This is a genomic window from Spirillospora sp. NBC_01491 (assembly GCF_036227065.1).
In the GTDB taxonomy this organism is placed as follows: Bacteria; Actinomycetota; Actinomycetes; order Streptosporangiales; family Streptosporangiaceae; genus Spirillospora; species Spirillospora xylanilytica.
Map to the genome: position 1 here is coordinate 5,827,421 of NZ_CP109432.1, position 23,294 is coordinate 5,850,714.

A 23,294-nucleotide genomic window follows, 5' to 3' on the forward strand; every position below is an offset into this window, starting at 1 on the left:
CGGTAAGATGTCAGACATCTTACCAATTGGCCGAGATGTGCCCTAGCAGGGGGCGGGGCAGGGGCGGGAACGGACCGCCCGGCGGGCGGCCCGGCGCGGGGTCAGAGACCGCGGGACTGGGAGATGGAGCCGGACGTGGCCAGCGTGAACGTCCGCATCGACTCGGCGAACTTCGACAGGTCCCATTCGGCCGGGCCCTCGTACCAGTAGAGGTTGTCGGCGCCCTCGGCCCGCTCGCCCGCGTCCTTGACGGTCTCGGCCCACTCGGCGACCAGGCCGAACACCACCGCGTACGGGAGGAACCGGGAGAACAGCGCGATGCGCTGCCGCGAGGCGAGCCCGCCGAAGGCGTCCTCGGGCAGGGCGCCGCGCCCGAGGAAGGCCCGGAAGCCGATGGTGTGCGCGAGCACCGTCGCGCCGCGCGCGGTCTTGGCCGGCATGTACTGGCCGCCGTACGCGAGCGCCGCGCCCGCGATGATCACCGCGAGGCCGACCAGGGCGTACTCGGTGGTCAGCGCGAGCGCGACGGTCCCGGCGACGCCGAGCACGGTCAGCGCGAGCCCCGCGACGGTCCACCGGGAGCGCACCGTGTCGGGACGGCGGGCGAACCAGCCCTGCTGGACGACGTCGGCGTACATCGCCGACCGGACCTGCGCGAGCCGGGTGGAGAACGTCCCGCCGAGCTCCGACAGCTTGACCGCGCCGCGCGCGCTGCCGTCCGGGGCGGTGAGCAGGGCGTCCAGCAGGATCCGCTCGTACGGCAGCAGGTCGCCCGCCGGACGGTCCAGCCCGCGCAGCGTCCAGTCGAGCCGGCCGGTGACCGCGCGGTCCTCCTCCTCGATCAGCAGGTGGCCGCGGACGGCCAGGTCGACGATGCTCGCCGTCACGTCGATCACGTCGGCCTGCTCGTCGACGAGGGTGCCGATCTGGCCGGGACGCACGCCGTTCGGCGGCTCGAACTCGGTGCCGGCGAGCGGGGCCTGGTCGCCCTCGACGGCCTTCCGGCCGACCACCCGGGCATCGCGCCCGCGCAGCAGGTACAGCGCGACGAGCCCGCCGGCCAGCAGCACCAGTACGCCGAGCAGGGCCGCGCCGGTGACGGCGTTCACCGCGAACGCGGTCGCCACGGTGTGCCGCCGCTCGTAGATCGGCTCGCCCTTGGTCGTCCCGGCGGGCAGGCCGGCGACGACGGTGAGGTACTCGCCGGGCAGCATCTGCTGCTGGCTGAAGATCCCCTGGGTGCGGGTGTGGTTGGTGTAGTACTGCGTGCAGCCGATGGTGCTGTCGATCGGTCCCGCGAAGCAGTTGATGTCGCGGATCACCGCGCCGCCGTCGACGACGGCGCGGGCCTCGGTCACCGGCACCTTCCAGCCGCCGACAGCCGTCCAGCGCAGCTCCTCGGCCGCGCCCATCGGGGTGATCGCGCCGCGCAGCTCGTAGTCCAGGACGACGGTGCGGCTGCCGGTCAGCTCGGCGGCGCCGGTCACCTTCAGCGTGGTGCGGGTGCCCGACTCGGAGGTGGACACCCGGGTGGGGCCGCCGTCGGGGCTGGACGCCCTGGCGCCGTCGATCCTGTAGAGGCGGTCCTCGGTGACGCTCTGGTGCTCCCTGGTGACGAAGGTCCGGCTGAAGCCGTCCTGCCCGGAGAACCGGTACGTGATCGTCTCGCGCACGTGCGCGACGCCGCCGGGGCCGACCTTGATGGCGACGTCGTCCTTGAGCACCTGCTCCTCGGACCCGGAGGCCGCGAGCGCCGCCGGGGAGGCCGCGGCGGACGCCGCGGCGGGGGCGGCCAAGGGGAGGACCGCGGCGATCGCCACCGACGTGGCGGCCCGCCGCAGACGACACAACGCCGCAAGACCAGACATGGCCGCAAATGGTAGCGGCATCGCATGCGATGATTCTTCGCTATGGCAGGTCGACACCCCCCTCTGGCCCCGGCGCCCGCGCCGCCGTACGACCTGCCTGGTCAGGAGTCCGCTCAGCGGTACGGCTACGTCCCGCCCCGGCGCCCGCCGCGCCGCACCGCGGGCGGGCTGGTGGCGGCGGTGCTCGGCGGGGTGGCCGCGCTGGTCGTGCTCATCGTGCTCGGATTCGCGGCGTTCGGCGGCGAGGGCCGGATCGGGTCGCGGGGCGGCGACGCCGCCAAGGGCGTCCCCAGCAAGGCGAGCGCCACCGACAACAAGCTGTACAAGACCGGGGCGCTGACCCCGGTGAAGTGCCACCTTCCGGCGATCGCCCCCGGCTCGGCGTCCATGCGGCGGTTCATGGACGCGCTGAGCGACTGCCTGGACGCCTCGTGGCAGGGGCAGTTCGGCAAGGCGCAGACAAGGTTCGCCCCGCCCAAGCGCGTCTTCTGGGAGGGGTCGGGGCGCAGCCCCTGCGGCTCGTACCCGAGCCCGGGGGCGTCGGCGTTCTACTGCCCGGCCAACAACACGATGTACGTGGGATTGCGGCACGTCGTGGAGACCTCGGGCGGCGAGCCGCTGTCGCACTTCGCAGTGTTCGCGCGGGTGATCGCGCACGAGTACGGCCACCACGTCCAGGACCGCGCCGGGATCCTGCTGTACGCGCACGCCGAGATGGAGCGCGCCGACGCCCTGGCCCGCGCCGAGGGCAGCCGCCGCATCGAGCTCCAGGCGCAGTGCTTCGCGGGCGCGTTCCTCGGCGCCGAGCGGACGACGCTGCCGATGACCCGCGCGCAGTACGCCGCGATGATCGCCGACGTCCGGGGCCGCGGCGACGAGCGGCTGCCGCCGGAGCAGCGCGACCACGGGTCCGGACGCAGCTACTCCGGCTGGGTGGTCAAGGGCTTCAAGGGACGGGCACTGGCGGTCTGCAACACCTGGACCGTCCCCGCCGAAGCCGTCCGCTGACCCCGTCCGCCGAGGCCGTCCACAGGTCCCGGACGGCGGCTAGCGTGGCGATGCGGCGGCCGCCGAGGCGGCTCGCCGGCGTGTGAGGGGTATCACCGCCGAGTGCTAGCAAGCGTGCTTGCAATTGCAAGCACCGTGACGCAAGGTGGAGACATGGCTGGTTCGAAGGTCGGCTCGATCGGCGAGTACATCCGCGAGCAGCGCACCCGGGCGAAGATCTCGCTGCGTCAGCTCGCGGACGTCTCGGGGATCTCCAATCCCTACCTGAGTCAGGTCGAGCGCGGCCTGCGCAAGCCGAGCGCCGAGATCCTCCAGCAGATCGCCAAGGGGCTGCGGATCTCGGCGGAGGCGCTCTACATCCAGGCCGGGATCCTCGAGGAACGCGAGGCCGACACCGATGTGGAGGCCGCGCTCCGGGCCGACCTGCTCCTCACCGAGCGGCAGAAGCAGGTGATGTTCGACATCTACGCCTCCTTCCGCAAGGAGAACGAGGCGACCGGCCTGCTCGGCGAGGACGGACCCCATGACACGACCGCACCCGTACTGATGAGAGAGGATGAAACCGGATGACTCTGGCAGGCAATCTCCGCGAGAACAAGGCCGTCTACACCGTGGCGGGCGCGGGCGACCTCGCCGTCGAGAAGCTCCGCGAGGTCCCCGAGCAGGTGACCAGGGCGCGCGAGACGGCCACCAAGTACCAGGACGAGGTCCGCGGCAACCTCGACAAGTACCGCGACCAGGTGCGCGGGACCGTCGACCGGTACCGGGCCGAGGCCCGCAAGAACGTCGACCGGTACCGCGGCGAGGCGCGCGAGAACGTCACCAAGCTCCAGGACCGGGTCGACGCCAAGGACCTGCCGGGCGCCGCGGTGGCGTACGTGACCCACTTCGGCAGCCGTACCGTCGGATTCATCGACGAGCTCGCCGAGCGCGGCAAGGGCGTCGTGCACCGCGGTGCCGCCGAGGTCGCCGGGTCGGCCGAGGACGTCGCCGCGGTCACCGCCGGCGACGCGGGCAAGCCCGCCGCCGGTCGCACGAAGAAGAGCGGCGCCTGAGCCGTCCGCTCCGCCGGGGCGCCCCGCCCTCGCGGACGGTCCCGCCCGCAGACCGGGGCCCGGCCGGGAACCCCCGGCCGGGCCCCGACGTCTCTCCGGCGGACGGTGCTTCCGGCGCCGGACTGGACGGCCCGCATAGGGTTGGGGCGGAGATCCCTGGTGCGCGACAAGGAGTCGCCGTCCGAGACAGGCAGGAGCGCTGATCACCGGTGGCCGACTTCGGCATCCTCGACTACTTTTTCTGGCTTCTTCTGGTCATCGCTTTCGTGATGGAGGCCTGGGCGCTGGTCGACGGGCTGACGGTGTCCGCCGACGCCTACGCCGCGGCGGGCAAGCAGACCAAGAAGCTCTGGACGATCATCCTGATCGTGGCGGCGGTCGTCGGCGGCGCCTACACGGCCGCGCCGGCGATGCTGGGCGTGCGGCCCGTGTCGCTGCTGCTCGGCATCCTGCCCGTCGCCGCGTTCATCGCCGCCGCGGTGTACCTGGCCGACGTCCGGCCCGCGGTCGCCCCGTACAAGAAGAAGCGCGGGGGCGGCGGGCGGTCCAACATGGGCCCCTACGGCCCCTGGTGACCGCCGCCTGAGTCCTTCGCCTCAGCGTCCTTCGCCTGGGCGTCCGCCCCCTGAACGGCCGGTGCCGCGCTCGCGTCCGGTGCCCTCGGCGCCGATGCCCTCGCCCTGGCGGCCGGTGCCGTGACCGCCCTGGCGGCCGGCGTCCAGAGGCGGCGTCGCGGCCGGCGCGGGTGACGGGCCCGGCCGGAAGGTGACCTTCGTCCGGCCGAGCACCGGCCGGGTCAGCCCGAGCGTCCGCAGGTCGGCGACGAGGCGGCCCGCGATGAACAGGTTGCCGGCCGGGTTCGGGTGCGTGCCGTCCGCCCGGATGAAGCGCGCCGCGTTGCCGGTCTGCCTGCGCACGCTGCCGGTGATCCACCGTTCGGCGAGCGGGTCGATGAACGGGACCCCCAGCCCGGACGCCGCCTCGCGCAGCACGTCGCGCACCCTGAGCGCCTTCGGCCCGGGGTCTCCGCCCCACATCGGCCCTATCAGCAGGAGCTGCGCCCCCGGCCAGCGGTGCCGGGCGGTGTTCAGCAGCTCGCGCGCCCGCTGCGCGACGAGTTCCGGCGGATACCACACGTCGTTGTGGCCGCCGGAGATCAGCACCATGTCGGGGGCGGGACGCCAGGCGAGCTGCTCGTTGAAGAGCGTCCCGAACGTCTTGCGGGTGAGGCCCGTCCCCACGAAGCCGGTGCCCGCGTGCCCGGCGAGCACGATCTGCCAGCCGAGCGTCCGGGCCACCTCGGCGGCGTAGGCGCGTTCGGGCGTGATCCCGCGGATGCCCATCGTGTAGCTGTCACCGAGCGCGAACACCACCGGCGCGCGGCGGACGGGTTCGGCCAGGGCGGTGCTGTGGCCCCCGCGTATGGGCGCCGCGGACGCCACGCAGAGGGCCAGCACCAGCAGCACGGCGACAGCGGAGGAGAACAGTCGGGGCAACGGGGGGAGCCCTCTCTACACGCACACGGCAAACGAACAAGATCGAGGGCACCCGGCCGTGCGGACCCTAAGGTGAGGGGCATGAGCGTGGGGACCCATCACCATGGACGCACCGCCCGGCTAGAGCTCGACGACCAGTCGCTACGCGAATGGGACGCCGTCGTGCTCGACGCGGGACCCGAGGGGATCATCCTCGACAAGTCCGCATTTTATCCGGGTGGCGGGGGGCAACCGCCAGACCACGGGGTGCTGCTGTGGCAGGGCGTGCAGACCCGTGTCGCCGGGATCCGCAAGACCGATGATCTCGTGCTGGTCCCGGCCGAGGGCGACCCCGTCCCGCCGGTGGGCACCGCGGTGCGCGGCGCGGTGCAGGACGACCGCCGCACCGCGCTGATGCGCACCCACTCCGGCCTGCACCTTCTCTGCGGCGTGGTGTTCCGCGACTACGGCTGCCTGGTGACCGGCGGCAACATGGAGCCCCTGTCGGCCCGGATGGACTTCGACCTGCCCGAGGTGCCGCCCGGCTTCAAGCAGGCCGTCGAGGACGCGTGCAACCTGGAGGTCGAGTCCGACCGCCGGATCGACGTCCGGACGCTGCCCCGCGCCGAGGCGTTCGCGATCCCCGACATCATCCGCACCGCCACCAACCTGGTGCCGCCCGAGGTCGAGGACGTGCGGATCGTCGACATCGCCGGCCTCGACACCCAGGCCGACGGCGGCACCCACGTGGCCTCCACCCGCCAGGTCGGCCGCATCACGGTGGCGAAGGTCGAGAACAAGGGGCGGGGCTTCCGCCGCCTCCGGATCAAGCTCTCCGACTGAGGAGCCGCGGCCCACCGGGCCGCGCGGGCCGCGTCCGAGAAGGCGAAGACCCGGTCGATCGTGTCAGCGGTCTCCGTCATCGCCGTCGTCTTCTTGGTCATCCCGTTCGGTGGCCGCTGACCGTGCCGCCCACGCCGTCCGCGTCCGCGCGCTGGAACAGCACGAACAGCCACGCCATCGACGGGACGAGGACCAGCGCGCCCGCCCCGAGGGCGACGAACACCACCTGGAGCACCGTGTCCTGCGCGGCGGCGGCGTCGAGGTCGAGTCCGGCCATCCCGGCGGCGCCCCACAGCACGGCCACGACCGCGAGCGCGCCGGTCACCCGCACTGCCAGGTAGGCGCGGCGCGCGATCATCACCAGGGACGCCAGCCCGGCCGCGGTCGACAGCAGGATCAGCGGCGACCGCACCCCGAGCGCGGCGGCGCCGGGCAGCGCGAGCAGCCCGACGGCGGCACCGGAGACCAGCGCGTAGCCGCGGAAGTGCATGGAGATCTCATAGCCGGCGAGCCGCCGCGCGTCCCAGATCAGGTAGACGGCGGCCAGGTAGGCGCACAGCGCGGTGGTGAGCACCCCGCCGTACACCCCGGCCAGGCTCAGCCAGGTCGTGCCGCCGGTGGCGACGACGGCGGCCACCGAGCCGAGGCAGTACGGCGTGACGATTGAGGAGAGCCCGAAGATCCACGGGTACCAGGGCTGGTCCGGGTCGGCCTTGCTGAACACGAACGTGCTGCCCCGCGCGACGATGCCGAGGGCGGCCAGCGACAGCGGCACCCAGTGCGCGGACATGATGTCGGCGAAGACCGGGGGGAACGCGGTCCACGACATCACCATCACGAAGACCAGCCAGACGTGGTTGGCCTCCCACAGCGGCCCCATGGCGTGCTCGATGACGTCCTTGTCGGCGCGCCGCCGGGTCAGCAGGTGCCACAGCCCGGCGCCGAAGTCGGCGCCGCCGAACAGCAGGTAGGCGGACAGGCCCAGCAGGATCAGCCCGAGCGCGGCGTCGGCGTAGCTCATCGGTGGCTCCCCACCCTGGAGTCGGAGTCGGAGTCGGAGTCGGCATCGTCGGAATCGGAGCCGGGAACGGCGTCCGGGCCGCCGGAGCCTGAGGCCGGGCCGCCGGTGGACGGGGGCTCCGGCGCGGCCGGCGGTGCCGGGGTGCCACCGCCGGGCAGGGCCGGTTCCGGGCGGCGGCGCATGCGGCGCAGAACGCTGATCGTCGCGGCGGCGAGCACGGCGTAGACGCCGACGACGATGTACAGGCCCCAGCGCAGCCCGGGGCTCGGGTTGACGGCCTCCTCGGTGCGCATCACGCCGTACACGATCCAGGGCTGGCGGCCGACCTCGGTGGTGGTCCAGCCCGCCTCCATGGCGATCGCGGCGGCGACGCCGGTGAGCGTCGCGGCGCGCAGGAACCAGGGCTTCCAGGGCAGCTCGCGGCGGCCGTCCAGGTCGCCGGTCCGGCCGGCGGCGCGGCGCCGCAGCCACCAGGACAGCGCCCACCAGGCGGCCAGCGCGAGCAGCGCCATCCCGAGCGCGATCATGATCTCGAACGAGGTCTTGACCACCTCGGCGGGCGGCCGGACGTCCGCCGGGATCGAGTCCATGCCGCGCAGCGTGGCGTGCGCGTCGAACTTCAGCATCATCGACAGCGCGTTCGGGATCTCGAAGACCGCGAACCGGAACGGCACCCCGGCCTCGGTGTGCTCCACACCCTCCATCGCGGCGAACTTGGCCGGCTGGTTGTCGGCGACGAACCGGATCGCCCAGTCGCCGACCACCACCTGGAGGGGGGCGCAGACCGCGCCGAGCGAGAACGGGATGGCGAAGCCGAGGCGGTGGTAGCGGTCGACCCGTCCGGCCCGGTGGTCGCGCAGCAGCGCCACCGCGTACACCGAGGCCACGATGAACCCGCAGACCATCAGGGAGGCGAGGATCAGGTGCACCGCCTGGACGGGGGTGGCCGGGTTGAACATCGCGGCGAGCGGGTTCACGTCGGTGACCTCGCCGTCGACGAGCTTGAAGCCGCGGGGCTGGTTCATCCAGGAGTTGACGGTGAGGACGAACGAGGCCGACAGCAGTCCGGCGATCACGACCGGGATCCCGGTGAGGAAGTGCACGCGGGGGGACAGCCGGTCCCAGCCGTACAGGTAGATCCCCATGAAGATCGCCTCGATGAAGAAGGCGATCCCCTCCAGGGCGAACGCGGCGCCGAAGACCTGCCCGTACTTGTCCATGAAGCCGGGCCACAGCGTGCCCATCTCGAACGACAGCACGGTGCCCGACACCGCGCCGACGGCGAACAGCACCCCGGCGGCCTTCATCCAGCGCCGGGCGAGCTCGGCGTAGACCGGGTCGCCGGTGCGCAGCGCGCGCCATTCGGCGAGCAGGGTGATCGCGGGCAGGCCGATACCGATGGAGGCCAGCACGATGTGGAAGCCCAGGGTGAAGGCCATCTGCTGGCGCGCGGCCATGAAGTCGGCCGGTGAGGCGGCGCCGTGGGCGGCGTCCGCGAGAGGGGACGCGGCGTGACCGGCCGCGTCGGCGAGTGGGGACGCGGCGGTGACCGCGTCGGCGAGGAGCGCGACGGTGCTCATACGACCGAATGTAGTACTACGAGCTGTAGTACTCCTGGCAGTAGTACTACTCGACGTGGTGATATGCCTCATAGTCGGCTAACCTGGCTGACGTGAAGGGTTTGGGAGAGCTTGAACGCACGGTCATGGAGATCCTCTGGGCGCGGGAGGACGCCGGCCTGGAGCCGGCCACCGCCCGCGACGTGAGCCGCGCGCTCGCGCACGACCGCGACCTCGCCCACACCACCGTGATGACCGTGCTCGACCGGCTCGCGAAGAAGGGCTACCTCGAACGCGAGCGTGACGGGCGGGCCTGGCGCTACGATCCGGTCGCGAGCCGCGAGGGCTACGTGACCGAGCTCATGCTCGGCGCCCTGAACGAGACCGGAGACCGCGACGCCGCGCTCGCCCACTTCGTCCGCTCTGTCTCGCAGGACGAGGCCGACGTCATCCGGCAGGCCCTGGCCGGCCTCATGGGCGGCGGCCTCGCCGGCAAGGAGCCACCGGCATGACGGGCACCGCCCTGCTCGCATTGATCTCGCTGGGGACCATCGGCGGGGCGCACCTGCTGTCGAAGGCACGGTGGACCTGGCGCACCCCCCGAACCGGGATCGTCCTCTGGCAGTCGCTCGGGCTGGGCTGGGGCATCGCCACCATCGGCACGCTGCTCGGGCTGGCCCTGCTGCCCTACCGCAAGGGCATCGCGGGCGGCCTCCCCGGCCTGCTCGGCGACCAGGCCGGACGGCTCGACGCCGCCCACATGGCCGCGCTGCTCGCCGCGGTCAGCCTCACCGCCGTGCTGCTGGCGATGCTGATGTACGCGGTCGTCCGGGTCGTCCGGGCCCGGCACCGGCACCGCGCCCTGCTCGCGCTGGTCTCCCGCCACGACTCCGCGGTGCCCGGCACGCTGGTCCTCGACCACCCGGCCGCCGCGGCGTACTGCGTGCCGGGAGTGCGCTCGTCCAAGGTCGTGGTCAGCGCCGGCACCCTCGAACTGCTCGACTCCGCCGAACTGGCCGCCGTCCTCGCGCACGAGCGCGCGCACGCCCGCGAGCGGCACGACCTGGTCCTGCTCCCGTTCGCCTCGCTCCGCCAGGTGTTCCCCCAGTTCCGGCTGGTCGGACGGTGCCTCGACGCGGTCGAGCTGCTGATCGAGATGGCCGCCGACGACCGGGCCCGGCGGAACCGGCCGCCGCGCGAGCTCGCCACCGCGCTGCTGCGCTTCGCCGCGGCCCGCCCGGCCGCGGCCCCGTCCGGCACCCTCGGAGTCGCCTCCCGCGACGACATCCCGGTGATGGCCCGGGTCAACCGGCTGCTGGAGCCCAAGCCGGTACGGCGCTCGACCCGCTTCGCCGCCATCGTCGCCGTCCCCGTCATCGCCGGCCTCCCCGTCCTCCTCTACGCGCTGCCCCATTAGCGCAGTCCCGGCCCACGGCACTCGCCTAGCGGTTCGTACCTAACCGGGTCTGGGCGGGCGCTTCATCGCGCGCCCGCGTGACGGCTGAGGCGGGATCACTTGAACCTCGGCATCGATGGCGGACGGGTCAGTCTGGGGTCAGTGCCGTTCCGTAGAGGCGTGCCACCCGGATGCGGATCACCAACCGGCGGTCTTCGACCATCCGCTCCAGGAAGACGCGTTCGTCGCCAGGGTCGTCGAACCCTGGGGTCATCGCGAGCATCTCCAGACCGGCCGCGTCGCCGGGCCTCTCGCTGATCTCGGAGAGTTCCGCGGCGCCCTCGGCCACCGCGAACGCCATGTGGTCGTCGCTGGAGACGTACAGTGCGGCGCGCGGGTCGTTCCTCAGCTGACGCACCTTGGCGCGGTCGGCGGTCGTCGAGATCCGGACGATTCGTTCGTCCGGATCCCAGGCGTAGATGACGGTCGAGACGTGCGGGTGGCCGTTCTGCTTGTTCGTGGTCAGGGCCCCGAACTGATGCTCGCCCAGCATCCTGGCCAGGTGGGCGTCGGCGAGGGGCTTGGGGCTGGGGCCGCGGCCCGGGCCTTGGTCGTTGCTCATCTCGTACTCCTGGTGTTGTGAACTGTCGGATCTCAGCTGGTGGCGGATGTTCCGGCCTGCTCGGCCGGGGCGGTGCCATCGGTGACGGCGGCGCCTGCCGGGGAGGCGGGTGTGGGGGTGGGGGGCGCGGGGCGGCGCAGCACGATGATGGTGAGGGCGATCGCGGCGACCATCAGCCCGGCGCCGATCTCGAACGCCAGCCGGTAGCCATCGGTCAGGGCGGCCGGACGGTCGCTCCCGCCGGCCAGCAGGTGGTCGGTGCGGGTGGCGGCCAGCGTGGTCAGCGCGGCGACGCCGAGCGCCGCGCCGATCTGCTGGCCGGTGTTGAACAGGCCGGAGGCGACCCCCGCGTCCGCCGGGCCGGCGCCGGACATGCCGAGCGAGGTGAGCGCGGGCATGGCCAGCCCGCCCCCGCCGGTCAGCAGCATCACCGGCAGCAGGTCGAGCGCGTACGTGCCGTCCACCGGGACCCGGGTGAGCAGCAGCCGCCCGGCCAGCAGCAGGATCAGGCCGGTCAGCAGGATCGCGCGCTCGCCGAACCGGGCGGCGAGCCGGGCGGCGAGCCCGAGCGACAGCGCCCCGATGGTCAGCGCCGCCGGCAGCAGCGCCAGGCCCGTCTTGGTGGCGCCGTAGCCCAGCACGTTCTGCATGTAGAGCGCGACGAGGATCTGGAAGCTGAACAACGCGGCCAGCATCAGCATCTGGATCAGATTGGCGCCCCAGACGTTGCGCGACCGCAGGACCCGCAGCGGCATCAGCGGATTCGCGGCGGTGGCCTGGCGGCCGGTGAACGCGGCGAGCAGTGCGAGCGACAGCGCGCCGAGGCCGAGCGTGCGGCCCGAGGTCCAGCCGTGCCCTTCGGCCTGGACGATCGCGTACACCCCGAGCATGACCCCGGCGGTGACCAGCAGCGCGCCGAGCGCGTCGGCGCCCTTGGCGAGCCCGGCGCCGCGGTCGGCCTCCAGGGCGCGCAGTGCGAGCAGCACGGCGGCGACGCCGAGCGGCAGGTTGATGAAGAAGATCCAGTGCCAGCTCAGCGCGTCGGTCAGCACGCCGCCGAGCACCTGCCCGATGGACGCGCCGGCCGAGCCGGTGAACGCGTAGACGGCGATCGCCCTGGCCCGTTCGCCCGGCTCGGTGAACAGGGTGACGATCATGCCGAGGCCGACCGCGGAGGCCATCGCGCCGCCGGTGCCTTGGACGAAGCGGGCGGCGATCAGCATCGCCGGGTTCGCCGCCACCCCGCACAGCAGCGAGGCGAGCGTGAACACCGTCAGCCCGGCGATGAACATCCGCCGGCGGCCGAGCAGGTCGCCGAGCCGTCCGGAGAGCAGCAGCAGCCCGCCGAACGCGATGACGTAGGCGTTGACCGTCCAGGTCAGGCCGGAGGGGGAGAAGCCGAGGTCGCGCTGGATGGCGGGCAGCGCCACGGTGACGATGCTGCCGTCCAGGATGATCATCAGCATCCCGGCGCAGAGCACGATGAGCGCGAGCGTGCGGGACCGGGAGCCGGGAGGCGCGGTGGATGGGGTGACGGACACTGTCTCTCCTGTTCATGGGCGAACGGGAGAGACAGTAACAGATGATTTCGTTGTAGACGATCCAGTGTGGATCTACTTGGCGCTCTGGCGTGCCCTCCGGACCGGCTGCGCGACCTCTTCCGGGGTGGCGAGATAGCCGCTGACCAGCCGGTGCATCGCCCGGACGAGCACGCTCCGCTCGTCTTCGGGCAGGGCGCTGAGCGCGCGCTGGTGCACCCCGTCGACGATCTTCTGGCTGCGCTCGGCGAGCCGCGCGCCCTCCTCGGTGACCGCGATGATCCGGGCCCGCCGGTCGGTGTCGGACGGGCGGCGCTCGGCGAGCCCGGCCTTCTCCAGTGCGTCGACCGTGACCACCATCGTGGTCTTGTCCATGTCGCCGATCTCGGCGAGCTGGATCTGGGTTCGCTCCTCCTCCAACGCGTGCACCAGGACGCAGTGCATGCGCGGGGTCAGCCCGATCTCGGAGAGCGCCGCCGACATCTGCGTGCGCAGGACATGGCCGGTGTGGTCGAGGAGGAAGGACAGGTCCGGCTCGGTGCGGGCGGGCGTCAAGGAGGTCATACCTCAGGGTAGCAATATGATCCCGTTCTGGATTATCTAGTGGCACCCGTATCGCCCGGTCGGGTAGCGTGGCGGCATGCATCGCATCGCGTGCCAGAGCTGGCGGCCGTCCTAGGACGGCCGACACCGCGCATGCCAGGGCCGTCCATCCGGACGGCCCTTCTTCTTTTCGGTGGCGGGGCCCGTCCGGCCGGACGGCCTCGACCACGACGAGGAGAAGACCCCATGGACACCACGACCACCACCCCCGTATCCGAGGGCGAGACGCTGCGTGCCGCCGAGCGCCGCAGCCTCGAACTCGAAGAGCGCATAGCGGCGGACCCGGCCGGATTCCGGATCCTGACCGGCGACCGTCCCACCGGCCCGCTCCACCTCGGCCACTACTTCGGGACGGTCGCCAACCGGGTCCGGCTCCAGCGCGCGGGCGTCGAGCTCTTCGTGCTCGTCGCCGACTACCAGGTGCTCACCGACCGGGACGTCGCCGACCGGCTGGACGAGCACGTCGAGGGCCTGGTCGCCGACTACCTGGCGGCCGGCGTCGACCCCGGCCCGGCGACGATCTTCCGGCACAGCGCCGTCCCCGCGCTCAACCAGCTCATGCTGCCGTTCCTGTCCCTGGTCTCGGTCGCCGAGCTGGGCCGCAACCCCACGGTCAAGGACGAGATCGGGGCGTCGCGGCAGTCCTCGGTCAGCGGCCTGATGTTCACCTACCCCGTGCACCAGGCCGCCGACATCCTGTTCTGCAAGGCCGACCTGGTGCCGGTCGGCAAGGACCAGCTCCCGCACCAGGAGGTCACCCGGACCATCGCGCGGCGCTTCAACGAGCGCTACGGGAAGGTCTTCCCGGTGCCCGACGCGCTGCTGACGCGGGCGCCGAACCTGCTGGGCGGCGACGGCCAGAAGATGAGCAAGAGCCGGGGCAACGCCATCGCGCTCTCGGCCACCGCCGACGAGACCGCGCGGCTGCTCACCCGGGCCCGCACCGATGCGGACCGCCGCATCACCTACGAGCCGGAGACCCGTCCGGGGGTGTCCAACCTGGTGCTGCTCGCCGCGCTCTGCCAGGACCGCGACCCGCACGAGGTGGCCGCGGAGGTCGGCGACGGCGGGTCGGCGGCGCTTAAGCGCCTGGTCATCGAGGCGGTCAATGAGTTCTTGCGTCCCCTGCGGGCCCGGCGCGCCGCACTCGTCGCCGATCGGGCCCACCTGCGCCGCGTCCTCGCAGACGGGAACGACCGGGCGTGCGATGTGGCCGAACGCACCCTCGCCGAGGTCCGCTCCGCGATGGGCATGACCACCTGAGGACGGCTCGTCCCGGAGAAGGAGGCGGTGGCGCCGCGCGGGGGACACGTCCGGCCTTCGCGGGGGAGGCGGGCCTGGGGGCGCGGATCGCATGATCGATACATCGGGCCGGGCCGCGGTCCGGATGACATGCGACAGGGGAGAACGACGATGCCCAGCACCAAGACGAAGATCTCGATCCTGGCCCTGACCGCCGCCACCATCAGCGCCGTCACTGTCGGTGCCACCGCCGCGTCCGCGGCGCCGCCGGCCGCGCCCGCCGGCGAGCCGAAGACCGCGAGCGTGACGGGGTCGGCGGAGTTCCGCCTCACCTTCGCGCCCGACCACGACGTCCGCTCGTTCACCTTCGACGCGCACGCCGCGCCCTACAGCCGGCCGCTCCCCGAGCTGAACGTGCCGCACGGGCTGCCCACCGACGCGCGCGGGACGGTGAAGATCTCGCACTACGTGGTCGCGCTGAAGCAGACCCTCCGGGCCGAGGCCGAGGTCGACTGCCTCTCGACCAGCCCGGGCAACGCGGCGTTCACCGCGAAGGTCACCCGCGCGGACGGGCCGCTGGCCGACTGGGTCGGCAAGCGGCTCGGGTTCAGCGTCCAGGACGGCGGACGGCACCACGACCGGGTCGGGCTCTCCTGGGTCGTCGGCAACATCACCGAGAACGCGCAGGGCAAGCCGGTCGAGAGCACGGTCGGCTCCTGCATGGCCCCCGCCGCGTTCGCCCCGGTGACCAAGGGCGGCTACACCGTCCGGCACGCCGACCTGCTGCCGCAGCCGAAGCGCTGAGGCGCACGGGCCGGTCAGGTGCGGCTCGGGCCGATGCCGTCCAGGACGGCGGCGACCAGATCGTCGACGTCCTTGGACGGGGGCGGCTCGGCCGTCCCCTGGAACAGCGTCGACAGCACCGCCTCGTGGCAGACGCCGACGATCATCGAGGTCGCGGCGTCCACCCGTGCGCCGGGGGCGAGCCGCCCCAGCTCCGCCTCGGCGAGCAGGTAGGCGGCCAGCCGATCCCGCCAGTCGTCCGGCTCGTTCAGTGCCGCGAACCGCGCTAGGACGTTCGGCTGCGCGAGCATCCCGGTAAGGGCGGGCAGGATGGCGCGGTGCATCGCCAACCCGTGCTCGATGTGGACGCGCAGGTTGGCCTCGACCGTCCCGCCACCTGGTTCGGGCAGTGCGGGCAGCGTCCGCTCGACGGCCTTGACGTGCGCGCGCAGGGCGACCGCCAGCAGCTCCTCCTTGTCCGCGAAGTGGTTGTAGAGCACGCCGTCCGCCACGCCGGCCTCCCGCGCGATGACGCGCACGGTGAGGCCGGCGCTCCCGCGCTCGCCGAGCAGGCGCTCGGCGGTGGCGATCAGGTGCTCGCGCAGGGTCAGGTCTCCGCCGTCGCGCAGTGCCGCGGCTTTTCTTGGTGACATCACCCGGCATCGTATTGAGCCGCGGCCCCGCCCGATGCCGTGCTCACGCCGTGGCGGAGGGGGACGGCTCCGTCGCCCCGGCGGCCCGGGCGGTCACCAGCCAGGCCGTGCCCCGGGTGCGGACGCCGGCGGAGCCGTCGAAGGCCCGCAGCGCGTCGGTGAGCGCCGCCCGCGCCCGCCGCGCCGCGTCGGCACCGACCAGCCCGAGGCGGTACTTGACCGGCCCCCAGGCGCCGAGGAACTCCGCCGCGTCCGCGACGTCGCGTCCCCACACCTGGTCGGCCTCGGCGTGCTCGCAGGAGATGTCGCCGAACCCGGCGGCGCCGAGGACCTCCCGGACGTGCCCGGGGTCGGCGAACGAGGTGGGGCTGGTGCCGTCGCCCTGCGGGCGGGTCAGGTGGGGGGACACCGCGGCGAGGACGGTACCGAGGTCGGTGCCGTCCAGCTCGGCCATGCAGGCGAAGGCCAGCCGGCCGCCCGGGACCAGGGCCCGGCCGATGTTGGCGAACGCGGCGACCGGGTCGGCGAAGAACATGATCCCGAACCGGCTCAGGGCGACCTCGAACCCGCCGTCCTCGAACGGGTGGATCTGCGCGTCGCCCCGCTCGAACGACACGTTCGGGACGTTCTCGCGCACCGCGAGGTCCCGCGCCCGGGTGAGCATCGGCTCGGACAGGTCCACGCCGAGGGTCCGCCCGCGCGGCGCGCGGCGCGCGGCGAGCCGGGTGAGCTGCCCGTTGCCGCAGCCGACGTCGAGCACCCTGTCCCGCTCGCCGATCGCGGCGGAGTTCAGGAGCCGCTCGTTGAAGCCGCTGTTCACGGCGTCGAACCGGTCGGAGTGGGCGGCCCAGTGCTGTCCCTCATAGCCGTTCCACGCCTCGGACTGCGCGGTGTTGACGATCTCCGCCATGGGATGGCCTCCAGGTGAACGTACGTTCATGAACGTTCGTTCATGATGAGGGACGGTGGCGCGCACGTCAATGCGGCGCCCGCCGCCGGTGCCGGGTGCTCCCATAAAGTAGAACGGAACCCTTCGTTCCCCTATACTTGCGGGCATGGTCACCAGCGCGCAGGCGCCCATGAGCGGGCGCAAGGCTCAGGCGGCACGCAACGACGACCTGATCCGGGACGCGGCACGGGCGGTGTTCACCGCCGACCCGGGCGCCCCGATCTCGGCCGTCGCCGAGCGCGCGGGCGTCGGGATCAGCGCCCTCTACCGCCGCTACAAGAGCAAGGAGGATCTGCTCCAGCGGCTCGCCGACGAGGGCATGGACCGCTACCTCGCCGTGGTCCAGGAGGCCCTCGACGCCGAGGGCGATCCGTGGGACTCCTTCAGCGGCTTCATGTGCCGCTGCCTGGACATCGGCGCCGGATCGCTGACCAGCAGGCTCGCCGGGAGCTTCCCGGTCACCGAGGAGATGGGCCGCAAGGGCCGGGAGATCCACGCGGCCACCCAGCGGCTGCTCGACCGGACCCGGGAGGCGGGCGCCCTGCGCGCGGGCGTCCAGGTCGGCGACATCTCCGTCCTGCTCGAGCACCTGCACACCATCCGCGTCGGCGACGACGAGCGGATGAACCTGTTGCAGCACCGCTACCTGGCCCTGATCCTCGACGCTCTGCACATGCCGGACGGCGGGGAGCTCCCAGGCCCACCGCCCACCTGGCAGGAACTCCGAGGACGCTATGACGACTGACCGGCCCACGACCGTCCTCGACCGGCGGGCGCTCAACCGCGCTCTGCTGGAACGGCAGAGGCTGCTGCGGCGGCACCGCGCGTCCGCGCTCGACACGATCGAGCATCTCGTCGGCATGCAGTCGCAGGCGCCCAACCCCCCGTACATCGGGCTCTGGAGCCGCCTGGAGGACTTCGCGTTCGACGAGCTGGCCGGCCTCATGCGCGATCGACTGGCCGTGCGCATCGTGCTGATGCGCGGAACACTGCACCTGGTCAGCGCCCGCGACGCGCGCGTACTGCGTCCGCTGACACAGGCGGTGCTAGACCGCGTCCTCAGGAGCTCGACCGGTGCGCCACTCGCCGAGGTGGATTTCGCCGCCGTCACCGCCGACGCCCGCGCATTCCTAGAGGACGAGCCGCGAACGGACAAGGAGCTAAGGGCACTGCTCGCCGAACGGTGGCCGGACCACGACACCGAGCTGCTCGCCTGGGGCGTCCGTTGCACGCTGCACCTCATCCAGGTACCGCCGCGTGGCATCTGGGGCTCGTCCGGCGCCGCCCGCCACACCACTCTGGGGACCTGGCTCGGTCCCGCCCTCCCGGGGCTGTCCGCCGATGAACTCGTGCTCCGCTACCTGGCCGCGTTCGGGCCGGCGACCGTGCAGGACGCGCAGCAGTGGTCCGGGCTCACCCGCCTAGGCGAGGTCTTCGACCGCCTCGGGGCCAGGCTGTGCACGTTCGCGGACGAGAACGGCAGGGTGCTGTACGACCTGCCGGACGCGCCGCGCCCCGACCCCGGAACACCCGCGCCCGTCCGGTTCGTCCCCGACTTCGACAACCTGCTGCTCTCGCACAGCGACCGGTCCCGCATCATCACCGATGAGCACCGCAAGCGGGTCTTCACCATCAACGGCATCATCCGCGCGACGTTCCTGGTGGACGGCTTCGTCCACGGCATGTGGAAGATGGAGAAGAAGCGCCGCGCGGCCACCCTGCGCGTCGACCCGTTCTCACCGCTGTCCGGCCCCGTCCGGGACGCGTTGGTCGAAGAGGCCACCCGCCTCCTGGTCGCCGCCCATCCCGACGCCGACTCCCATGAGGTCCTTTTCGCCTCTTGAACCGGCCCGGCCACTGAAGGCCGTGCGGAACCGGGGTTCGGTCACCCCTCCTGGGACAGGTCGCCCGTACGGGCGCAAGGGCTGTCGCTTTCGGCGTCCAGCGCGGCCAGCAGGGTGTGGAGGGTCTCCCGGAGTTCGGCCACCTGCTCGCGGGAGAGCGGGTCGAAGAGCCGGCGCCGCACCTCGGTGACATGCCCGGGTGCGGCGGCGGCCAGGACGTCGAAGCCGGCGTCGGTCAGCTCGGCGACCGTCGTGCGGCGATCGCCCGTGTGCTTGGCCCGCCGGACCCAGCCGGCCTCCTCCAGTCGGTTGACCGCGTGGGAGAGGCGGCTGGCGGAGGAGTGCACGATCGCGGCCAGCTCGGTCATGGTCAGCGACCGGCCCGGCGCCTCCGACAGCATCGCCAGGATCATGTAGTAGGCGTGCGGGATGCCCGAATCGCGGTGGAGCTGGCGGTCCAGCGCCTCGTTGAGCAGGCGCGAGGTCCACAGGAAGGCGCGCCAGGTCTGCTGCTCATCGGCGTCGAGCCACCGCGTCTCGGTCATGCCCCCAGCCTAATCCAGACACTTGAACCCTCAAGACTTGAAGATTCAATATCTTGCCTCTAAGGTGATACTTGAACGCTCAAATAACCGCCCCAGGGGGACGACATGGCCAGGATGCCCGCGCTCTACCTCAGCCACGGCGCTCCGCCGCTGGCCGACGACCCGGTGTGGACCGGCCAGCTCTCCCGCTGGTCGGCCCGGCTGCCCCGGCCGAAGGCGATCCTCATGGTGTCGGCGCACTGGGAAGAGGCGCCGCTGACCATCGGCGCGACCCGGACGGTCCCGCTGGTGTACGACTTCTGGGGCTTCCCGCAGCACTACTACGACGTCCGTTACGAGGCCCCCGGCGCGCCCGAACTGGCCGCGGACGTGCGCAAGCTGCTGCCGGACGTCCACCAGGAGGAGCAGCGCGGCCTCGACCACGGCGCGTACGTGCCGCTGGTGGAGATGTATCCGGACGCCGACATTCCAGTACTACAGATGTCGATGCCGACCCTCGATCCCGCACGGCTCTTCGAGGTGGGACGCAGCCTGGCGCCACTGCGCGACCAGGGCGTGCTCATCGTCGGCAGCGGATTCACCACGCACAACCTGCGGGAGATGGGCTCTGGTCCGGACGCCCCGCCGCCCGCCTGGTCCGCCGAGTTCGACGCATGGACGGACCGCGCGGTCGCCTCTGGCGACGTCGACTCGCTGCTCGATTTCCGTGTGAAGGCCCCTGCGGCGCGCATCGCGCATCCCCGCACAGAGCACTTCGCCCCGTTGTTCGTCACGCTCGGCGCTGACGCCGACGCCCCCGCCGGCCGCAGCACCGTCATCGACGGCTACTGGTTCGGTTTGGCCAAGCGCTCGTTCCAGTTCGGCTGAGACCCGCCGCCCGCCGCCCGGCCGACCACCGTGCGCCGACCACCGTGCGCCCTCGGCCCCGCCCAGGCCCGCTCGCAGCTCGGCCCCGGCCCCTGCCGGATCCGCCCCGCCATCCCGGCCCCCGCCGGGTCCAACCCCCGCTCAGATCGGTTCTCAGGCTCCTCCGGCGGCTCAGCCGATCTCGGCGAAACCGGTGCGCCAGGACGGGACCCGCGGCTTCCAGCCGAGGCTCAGCGCCTTGGCGTTGGACGCCGGACGGCTCGTGGCGGCGGCGTGCCGTGCCGCCGGGCCCGGCGACGGAGCACCCAGCGCCGCGCTGTAGACCGGCAGCCACTCGGCCGTGGTCGCCGGCTCGTTGTCGACGATGTTGACCGCCCCCGCGGGCCAGTCGAGCGCCGCGAGTGCGGCGGCGGCAGCGTCGTCGACGTGGACGAACGACGTCCAGGAAGGGCTCGGGCGCAGGCTCCCCGCGCGCACCCGCTCGGCCATGGCGCCGTCCTTCGCGTACCAGGTGTCGGGTCCGTACAGCGCCCCGTACCGCAGCACCACCCCGCGCGGCATCTCGGCGACCGCCTTCTCCAGCCCGGCCACGCCCGCGTACGGGAGCAGCGACGGGTCGAGCGGGTCGGACTCCACCGCGGGCGTGTCGCCCGGGAGGTACACCCACGCGATGCTCTGGGCGATCATCGTCTCGACGCCCGCCGCCTTCGCGGCGTCGACGAGGTTGCGGGTGCCCGCGATGCGCAGCCGCGAGTTGGCGTTGAAATCCTCCCCGGTGAGGTCGGTGAGCTGGTGGATCACGACGTCCGGCCGCTCGGTCCCGACCGCCGCGCGGACGGCGTCCGCGTCGAGCACGTCCACCACGACCGGCGTGGCGTGCTGTTCGCTGACGGATCGGGCGCGGTCGGCGTGTCGGGTCGTCCCGGCGACCTCGTGGCCCGCCTGGACGAGCAACGGGATCAGCCGGCGGCCGACAACGCCGGTCGCGCCGGCGACGAGAATCTTCAAGGGGGTACCTCCACGACTTTCACGCCATTGTGGTCGTCTCGACGGCAGGATAGGCAAGGACTCTCGCCAGGTCACGCCCGGCCAGGGGAGTCGGTGCCCCTTCGCGGCGGCCGAAACGACGGCGGACGATGCTCTGCTCTGTTTCAGCCGATTCGTTCGATGGGCAGCCGGACCTCGAAGAGCGCGCCGCCCTCCGGGGTCTCGCCCGACACGAGCGTACCGCCGTGGGCGCGTACCAGGTCACGTGCAATGGCGAGTCCCAGTCCCGCGCCGCCCTCATCCCGGCTCCGGGCGTCGTCGAGACGGACGAACCGCTCGAAGATCCGTTCCCTGTCGGCCGCCGGGACGCCCGGCCCGTCGTCGGTGACCCGCACCACCGCCTGCCCGTTCTCCTCCGCCAGCGTGATCCGGACGACAGTGGCGGCGTGTCGCTGCGCGTTGTCGAGCAGGTTGCCCAGAACGCGGGACAGCCGCCCGCGGCTGCCCACGACACGCGGGGAGGCCGCGACGTCGGTCTCGACCGGCACTCGCGCGCCCGCGCGTCGGGCCGCCTCCTCGCGGACCAGCTCGGCCAGGGAGACCGGCTCCCCGGTCAGTGGCCGGTCCCCCGCGTCAAGGCGGGCCAGGAGCAGCAGGTCGGCGGCCAGATGCTGGAGGCGGACGACGTCGTCGACCAGCCCGTCCAGATCCAGCAGCTCCGGGTGCGCGGCGGCCACCTCCAACTGCGTGCGCAGCGACGCGATGGGGCTGCGCAGCTCGTGCGAGGCGTCCGCGACGAACCCGCGCTGCCGCGCCACAGAGCGTTCCAGCGCGGACAGGGTGGCGTTGGTGGTGGCCGCCAGATGGGCGACCTCGTCCCGGGTCCTCGGTTCCGGCACGCGGCGGGCCAGGTCGCCGGCGGCGGTGATCTCGGCCAGCTCCGTCCGGATCGCCGCCACGGGACGCAGCGCGCGCCGGGTGACCAGCCATGTCACGCCGGCGACCACGGCCAGCAGGAGGGGGAGCCCGATGAGCATCGCCCTGGTGACCGTGCCGACCGCCGCGTGCGCCGACTCCAGGTCGGCGCCCGCGTACACGGTCACCGTCTCGCCCGCGGGGGTGGTGACCCGCAGGGCCGCGAAGCGGTACTCCCCAGTGCGGCCGTCCACGGTCGCCGTCCCCGTCGAGTAGCCGGGATGGGAGGAGATCTCGCCGCGCCCGGGGGCGTCGCGGTCCCGGTCGTCGCCGTCGTCGTCGGAGGTCGTCGACGGCGACGGTGCGGACCGTACGGCGCCGCTCCCCGTTCCGCTGATCGCCTTGAGGTCTTCACTGGCCGCCCGGAGCCGCCCGCCGGACCCGATCACCTGCACCGGATGGTCCTCGTCATCGGGCAGGTCGAGCGCGCTGTACGGCGTGCCGGACGCGAGCTGCCCGGCGACCTCGCGGGCGGCCACCTCGGCCCGCAGGTCCGCCTGCTCGCCGAGGTTGGCGCGGAGCAGGAGCACGACCGCCAGCCCGGCCACGACCAGCGCGATCGCCACGACCACGGTGGCGCCCACCGTCGTCCGGGCCCGTACGGAGCCGAACCACCTGTTCATCGGCCACCCGGCCCGGCGCGACCGTCCGGGCCGCGGTCCGGGCGCTCGTCCGTGCCGCCGTCCGCGGCGAGGCGGTAGCCGAGTCCCCGCACCGTGCCGATCGACTTGCGGCCGAACGGCGCGTCCAGCTTCCGGCGCAGGGCGCTGACGTACACCTCGACGATGTTGGGATCGCCCTCGTAGGCGAAGTCCCACACGTGCTCGATGATCTGCGTCTTGGAGACCACCAGGCCCGCGTTCACGGCGAGCTGCTCCAGGACGGCGAACTCCTTGGCGGTCAGCTCGACCTCGACGTCGCCGCGCAGGACCTTCCGGGCCCCGGGGTCGATGGTGAGGTCGCCGAGCACGATCGCCGGCGCGCCCCCACGGGTGCGGCGACGCAGCAGGGCGCGGACGCGGGCCAGCAGCACCATGTAGGAGAACGGCTTCGTCAGGTAGTCGTCGGCCCCGGTGTCGAGGCCCTCGGCCTCGTCGTACTCGCCGTCCTTGGCGGTGAGCATCAGGATCGGCGTGTCGTCGCCCCGGGCCCGCAGCTCCGCGCAGACCCGGTAGCCGTTCAGGCCGGGCAGCATGATGTCGAGCAGGATCAGGTCGTAGTCGTGGACCACGGCATGGTCGAGACCGGTGACCCCGTCGTGGACGACGTCCACCGCGAATCCTTCGGCCATGAGGCCCCTGGCCAGGGACAATGCCAGGCGTCGCTCGTCCTCCACGATCAGCAGGCGCATGCCCCCCAGGCTGTCAGACGACCCTGAAGCGGTCTTCAGGTCGCTTCAGGATCGCTACAGGATCTCCGCCCAGTGTGGTTCTCGGACGGGCCACCAGGGTCCGCCGAACA

General features: G+C 72.6%; 25 protein-coding genes. 12 read left to right on the plus strand and 13 right to left on the minus strand.

The annotated features are described in order from the left end of the window. Positions 1 to 101: 101 nt before the first annotated feature. Complete coding sequence (locus OHA34_RS27175; RefSeq protein ID WP_329519305.1) at positions 102 to 1,868, minus strand: DUF2207 domain-containing protein; 1,767 nt, start codon at positions 1,866 to 1,868, stop codon at positions 102 to 104. Positions 1,869 to 1,910: 42 nt separating this feature from the next. Between OHA34_RS27175 and OHA34_RS27180 the strand changes: the two genes are divergently transcribed. From OHA34_RS27180 to OHA34_RS27195, 4 genes are all read left to right on the plus strand, one after another. After that, positions 1,911 to 2,876, plus strand: coding sequence for a neutral zinc metallopeptidase (locus tag OHA34_RS27180; protein WP_329519306.1), 966 nt, complete (start codon positions 1,911 to 1,913; stop codon positions 2,874 to 2,876). Positions 2,877 to 3,029: 153 nt separating this feature from the next. Then, positions 3,030 to 3,446, plus strand: coding sequence for a helix-turn-helix domain-containing protein (locus OHA34_RS27185; RefSeq protein WP_285938738.1), 417 nt, complete (start codon positions 3,030 to 3,032; stop codon positions 3,444 to 3,446). Then, a complete protein-coding gene (locus OHA34_RS27190) occupies positions 3,443 to 3,931 on the plus strand; it encodes a hypothetical protein (protein ID WP_329519307.1) in 489 nt (162 codons plus the stop codon). Before OHA34_RS27185 ends, OHA34_RS27190 begins: the two co-directional genes overlap by 4 nt. Before the next feature lie 209 nt (positions 3,932 to 4,140). Then, complete coding sequence (locus tag OHA34_RS27195) at positions 4,141 to 4,506, plus strand: DUF2516 family protein (protein ID WP_285938736.1); 366 nt, start codon at positions 4,141 to 4,143, stop codon at positions 4,504 to 4,506. A 21-nt stretch (positions 4,507 to 4,527) separates the two neighbouring features. Here OHA34_RS27195 and OHA34_RS27200 read toward each other — a convergent pair whose 3' ends face one another. Beyond that, positions 4,528 to 5,427 carry an SGNH/GDSL hydrolase family protein gene (locus tag OHA34_RS27200; protein WP_329519308.1) on the minus strand — a complete coding sequence of 300 codons (900 nt, stop codon included), beginning with the start codon at positions 5,425 to 5,427 and terminating at the stop codon, positions 4,528 to 4,530. Positions 5,428 to 5,508: 81 nt separating this feature from the next. On the opposite strand from OHA34_RS27200, the gene OHA34_RS27205 reads away from it, so the two are divergent. Then, entirely contained in the window at positions 5,509 to 6,249 is a 741-nt protein-coding gene (locus OHA34_RS27205) for an alanyl-tRNA editing protein (protein ID WP_285938734.1), read from the plus strand. A gap of 97 nt (positions 6,250 to 6,346) precedes the next feature. Here the strand turns inward: OHA34_RS27205 and OHA34_RS27210 are convergent, their stop codons facing one another. Further along, complete coding sequence (locus tag OHA34_RS27210; protein WP_329519309.1) at positions 6,347 to 7,270, minus strand: cytochrome d ubiquinol oxidase subunit II; 924 nt, start codon at positions 7,268 to 7,270, stop codon at positions 6,347 to 6,349. Further along, on the minus strand, positions 7,267 to 8,850 hold the full coding sequence (locus tag OHA34_RS27215; RefSeq protein WP_329519310.1) for a cytochrome ubiquinol oxidase subunit I: 1,584 nt from the start codon (positions 8,848 to 8,850) through the stop codon (positions 7,267 to 7,269). Before OHA34_RS27215 ends, OHA34_RS27210 begins: the two co-directional genes overlap by 4 nt. Positions 8,851 to 8,942: 92 nt before the next feature. On the opposite strand from OHA34_RS27215, the gene OHA34_RS27220 reads away from it, so the two are divergent. Both OHA34_RS27220 and OHA34_RS27225 read left to right on the plus strand, forming a co-directional pair. Further along, positions 8,943 to 9,341: a BlaI/MecI/CopY family transcriptional regulator gene (locus OHA34_RS27220; RefSeq protein ID WP_285938731.1), complete on the plus strand. Its 399-nt coding sequence runs from the start codon at positions 8,943 to 8,945 to the stop codon at positions 9,339 to 9,341. After that, positions 9,338 to 10,246 (plus strand): M56 family metallopeptidase, encoded by a 909-nt coding sequence (locus OHA34_RS27225; RefSeq protein ID WP_285938730.1) that lies wholly within the window; start codon positions 9,338 to 9,340, stop codon positions 10,244 to 10,246. Before OHA34_RS27220 ends, OHA34_RS27225 begins: the two co-directional genes overlap by 4 nt. Positions 10,247 to 10,373: 127 nt before the next feature. Here the strand turns inward: OHA34_RS27225 and OHA34_RS27230 are convergent, their stop codons facing one another. From OHA34_RS27230 to OHA34_RS27240, 3 genes are all read right to left on the minus strand, one after another. Next, positions 10,374 to 10,847, minus strand: a complete 474-nt coding sequence (locus OHA34_RS27230; RefSeq protein ID WP_329519311.1) for a pyridoxamine 5'-phosphate oxidase family protein — start codon at positions 10,845 to 10,847, stop codon at positions 10,374 to 10,376. A gap of 32 nt (positions 10,848 to 10,879) precedes the next feature. Then, positions 10,880 to 12,388: an MFS transporter gene (locus OHA34_RS27235; RefSeq protein ID WP_285938728.1), complete on the minus strand. Its 1,509-nt coding sequence runs from the start codon at positions 12,386 to 12,388 to the stop codon at positions 10,880 to 10,882. Between the two features lie 72 nt (positions 12,389 to 12,460). Next, complete coding sequence (locus tag OHA34_RS27240) at positions 12,461 to 12,949, minus strand: MarR family winged helix-turn-helix transcriptional regulator (RefSeq protein ID WP_285938727.1); 489 nt, start codon at positions 12,947 to 12,949, stop codon at positions 12,461 to 12,463. 225 nt (positions 12,950 to 13,174) lie between these two features. Between OHA34_RS27240 and trpS the strand changes: the two genes are divergently transcribed. Then, entirely contained in the window at positions 13,175 to 14,251 is a 1,077-nt protein-coding gene (gene trpS, locus OHA34_RS27245) for a tryptophan--tRNA ligase (protein ID WP_285938726.1), read from the plus strand. A 150-nt stretch (positions 14,252 to 14,401) separates the two neighbouring features. Next, positions 14,402 to 15,034, plus strand: a complete 633-nt coding sequence (locus OHA34_RS27250; protein WP_329519312.1) for a hypothetical protein — start codon at positions 14,402 to 14,404, stop codon at positions 15,032 to 15,034. A gap of 14 nt (positions 15,035 to 15,048) precedes the next feature. Here OHA34_RS27250 and OHA34_RS27255 read toward each other — a convergent pair whose 3' ends face one another. Both OHA34_RS27255 and OHA34_RS27260 read right to left on the minus strand, forming a co-directional pair. Next, a complete protein-coding gene (locus tag OHA34_RS27255; RefSeq protein ID WP_329519313.1) occupies positions 15,049 to 15,666 on the minus strand; it encodes a TetR/AcrR family transcriptional regulator in 618 nt (205 codons plus the stop codon). A 43-nt stretch (positions 15,667 to 15,709) separates the two neighbouring features. Then, a complete protein-coding gene (locus OHA34_RS27260) occupies positions 15,710 to 16,576 on the minus strand; it encodes a class I SAM-dependent methyltransferase (protein WP_329519314.1) in 867 nt (288 codons plus the stop codon). A gap of 145 nt (positions 16,577 to 16,721) precedes the next feature. On the opposite strand from OHA34_RS27260, the gene OHA34_RS27265 reads away from it, so the two are divergent. Further along, positions 16,722 to 17,360, plus strand: coding sequence for a TetR/AcrR family transcriptional regulator (locus tag OHA34_RS27265; protein WP_285938722.1), 639 nt, complete (start codon positions 16,722 to 16,724; stop codon positions 17,358 to 17,360). Next, positions 17,350 to 18,459, plus strand: a complete 1,110-nt coding sequence (locus tag OHA34_RS27270) for a winged helix DNA-binding domain-containing protein (protein WP_329519315.1) — start codon at positions 17,350 to 17,352, stop codon at positions 18,457 to 18,459. Before OHA34_RS27265 ends, OHA34_RS27270 begins: the two co-directional genes overlap by 11 nt. Before the next feature lie 41 nt (positions 18,460 to 18,500). Here the strand turns inward: OHA34_RS27270 and OHA34_RS27275 are convergent, their stop codons facing one another. Beyond that, positions 18,501 to 19,004 carry a MarR family winged helix-turn-helix transcriptional regulator gene (locus OHA34_RS27275; protein ID WP_329519316.1) on the minus strand — a complete coding sequence of 168 codons (504 nt, stop codon included), beginning with the start codon at positions 19,002 to 19,004 and terminating at the stop codon, positions 18,501 to 18,503. Between the two features lie 105 nt (positions 19,005 to 19,109). On the opposite strand from OHA34_RS27275, the gene OHA34_RS27280 reads away from it, so the two are divergent. Beyond that, a complete protein-coding gene (locus OHA34_RS27280) occupies positions 19,110 to 19,871 on the plus strand; it encodes a dioxygenase family protein (RefSeq protein WP_329519317.1) in 762 nt (253 codons plus the stop codon). Between the two features lie 171 nt (positions 19,872 to 20,042). On the opposite strand, the gene OHA34_RS27285 is transcribed toward OHA34_RS27280, so the two are convergent. The 3 genes from OHA34_RS27285 to OHA34_RS27295 all read right to left on the minus strand — a co-directional run bounded on the left by OHA34_RS27285 (position 20,043) and on the right by OHA34_RS27295 (position 23,184). Further along, positions 20,043 to 20,879, minus strand: a complete 837-nt coding sequence (locus OHA34_RS27285; protein WP_329519318.1) for an NAD-dependent epimerase/dehydratase family protein — start codon at positions 20,877 to 20,879, stop codon at positions 20,043 to 20,045. Between the two features lie 143 nt (positions 20,880 to 21,022). After that, positions 21,023 to 22,456 carry a sensor histidine kinase gene (locus tag OHA34_RS27290; RefSeq protein WP_329519319.1) on the minus strand — a complete coding sequence of 478 codons (1,434 nt, stop codon included), beginning with the start codon at positions 22,454 to 22,456 and terminating at the stop codon, positions 21,023 to 21,025. Beyond that, entirely contained in the window at positions 22,453 to 23,184 is a 732-nt protein-coding gene (locus OHA34_RS27295; protein ID WP_285938717.1) for a response regulator transcription factor, read from the minus strand. Before OHA34_RS27295 ends, OHA34_RS27290 begins: the two co-directional genes overlap by 4 nt. Between the last annotated feature and the right edge of the window lie 110 nt (positions 23,185 to 23,294).

Excerpts from the sequence above, each read along its gene's own strand:
- OHA34_RS27250 (WP_329519312.1), top strand. The coding sequence starts at position 14,402 with ATGCCCAGCACCAAGACGAAGATCTCGATCCTGGCCCTGACCGCCGCC.
- OHA34_RS27215 (WP_329519310.1), bottom strand. The coding sequence starts at position 8,850 with ATGAGCACCGTCGCGCTCCTCGCCGACGCGGTCACCGCCGCGTCCCCA.
- OHA34_RS27210 (WP_329519309.1), bottom strand. The coding sequence starts at position 7,270 with ATGAGCTACGCCGACGCCGCGCTCGGGCTGATCCTGCTGGGCCTGTCC.
- OHA34_RS27290 (WP_329519319.1), bottom strand. The coding sequence starts at position 22,456 with ATGAACAGGTGGTTCGGCTCCGTACGGGCCCGGACGACGGTGGGCGCC.
- OHA34_RS27280 (WP_329519317.1), top strand. The coding sequence starts at position 19,110 with ATGGCCAGGATGCCCGCGCTCTACCTCAGCCACGGCGCTCCGCCGCTG.
- OHA34_RS27180 (WP_329519306.1), top strand. The coding sequence starts at position 1,911 with ATGGCAGGTCGACACCCCCCTCTGGCCCCGGCGCCCGCGCCGCCGTAC.
- OHA34_RS27255 (WP_329519313.1), bottom strand. The coding sequence starts at position 15,666 with ATGTCACCAAGAAAAGCCGCGGCACTGCGCGACGGCGGAGACCTGACC.
- OHA34_RS27205 (WP_285938734.1), top strand. The coding sequence starts at position 5,509 with ATGAGCGTGGGGACCCATCACCATGGACGCACCGCCCGGCTAGAGCTC.
- OHA34_RS27225 (WP_285938730.1), top strand. The coding sequence starts at position 9,338 with ATGACGGGCACCGCCCTGCTCGCATTGATCTCGCTGGGGACCATCGGC.
- OHA34_RS27230 (WP_329519311.1), bottom strand. The coding sequence starts at position 10,847 with ATGAGCAACGACCAAGGCCCGGGCCGCGGCCCCAGCCCCAAGCCCCTC.
- OHA34_RS27240 (WP_285938727.1), bottom strand. The coding sequence starts at position 12,949 with ATGACCTCCTTGACGCCCGCCCGCACCGAGCCGGACCTGTCCTTCCTC.
- OHA34_RS27175 (WP_329519305.1), bottom strand. The coding sequence starts at position 1,868 with ATGTCTGGTCTTGCGGCGTTGTGTCGTCTGCGGCGGGCCGCCACGTCG.
- OHA34_RS27295 (WP_285938717.1), bottom strand. The coding sequence starts at position 23,184 with ATGCGCCTGCTGATCGTGGAGGACGAGCGACGCCTGGCATTGTCCCTG.
- OHA34_RS27185 (WP_285938738.1), top strand. The coding sequence starts at position 3,030 with ATGGCTGGTTCGAAGGTCGGCTCGATCGGCGAGTACATCCGCGAGCAG.
- OHA34_RS27190 (WP_329519307.1), top strand. The coding sequence starts at position 3,443 with ATGACTCTGGCAGGCAATCTCCGCGAGAACAAGGCCGTCTACACCGTG.
- OHA34_RS27270 (WP_329519315.1), top strand. The coding sequence starts at position 17,350 with ATGACGACTGACCGGCCCACGACCGTCCTCGACCGGCGGGCGCTCAAC.
- OHA34_RS27260 (WP_329519314.1), bottom strand. The coding sequence starts at position 16,576 with ATGGCGGAGATCGTCAACACCGCGCAGTCCGAGGCGTGGAACGGCTAT.
- OHA34_RS27275 (WP_329519316.1), bottom strand. The coding sequence starts at position 19,004 with ATGACCGAGACGCGGTGGCTCGACGCCGATGAGCAGCAGACCTGGCGC.
- trpS (WP_285938726.1), top strand. The coding sequence starts at position 13,175 with ATGGACACCACGACCACCACCCCCGTATCCGAGGGCGAGACGCTGCGT.
- OHA34_RS27265 (WP_285938722.1), top strand. The coding sequence starts at position 16,722 with ATGGTCACCAGCGCGCAGGCGCCCATGAGCGGGCGCAAGGCTCAGGCG.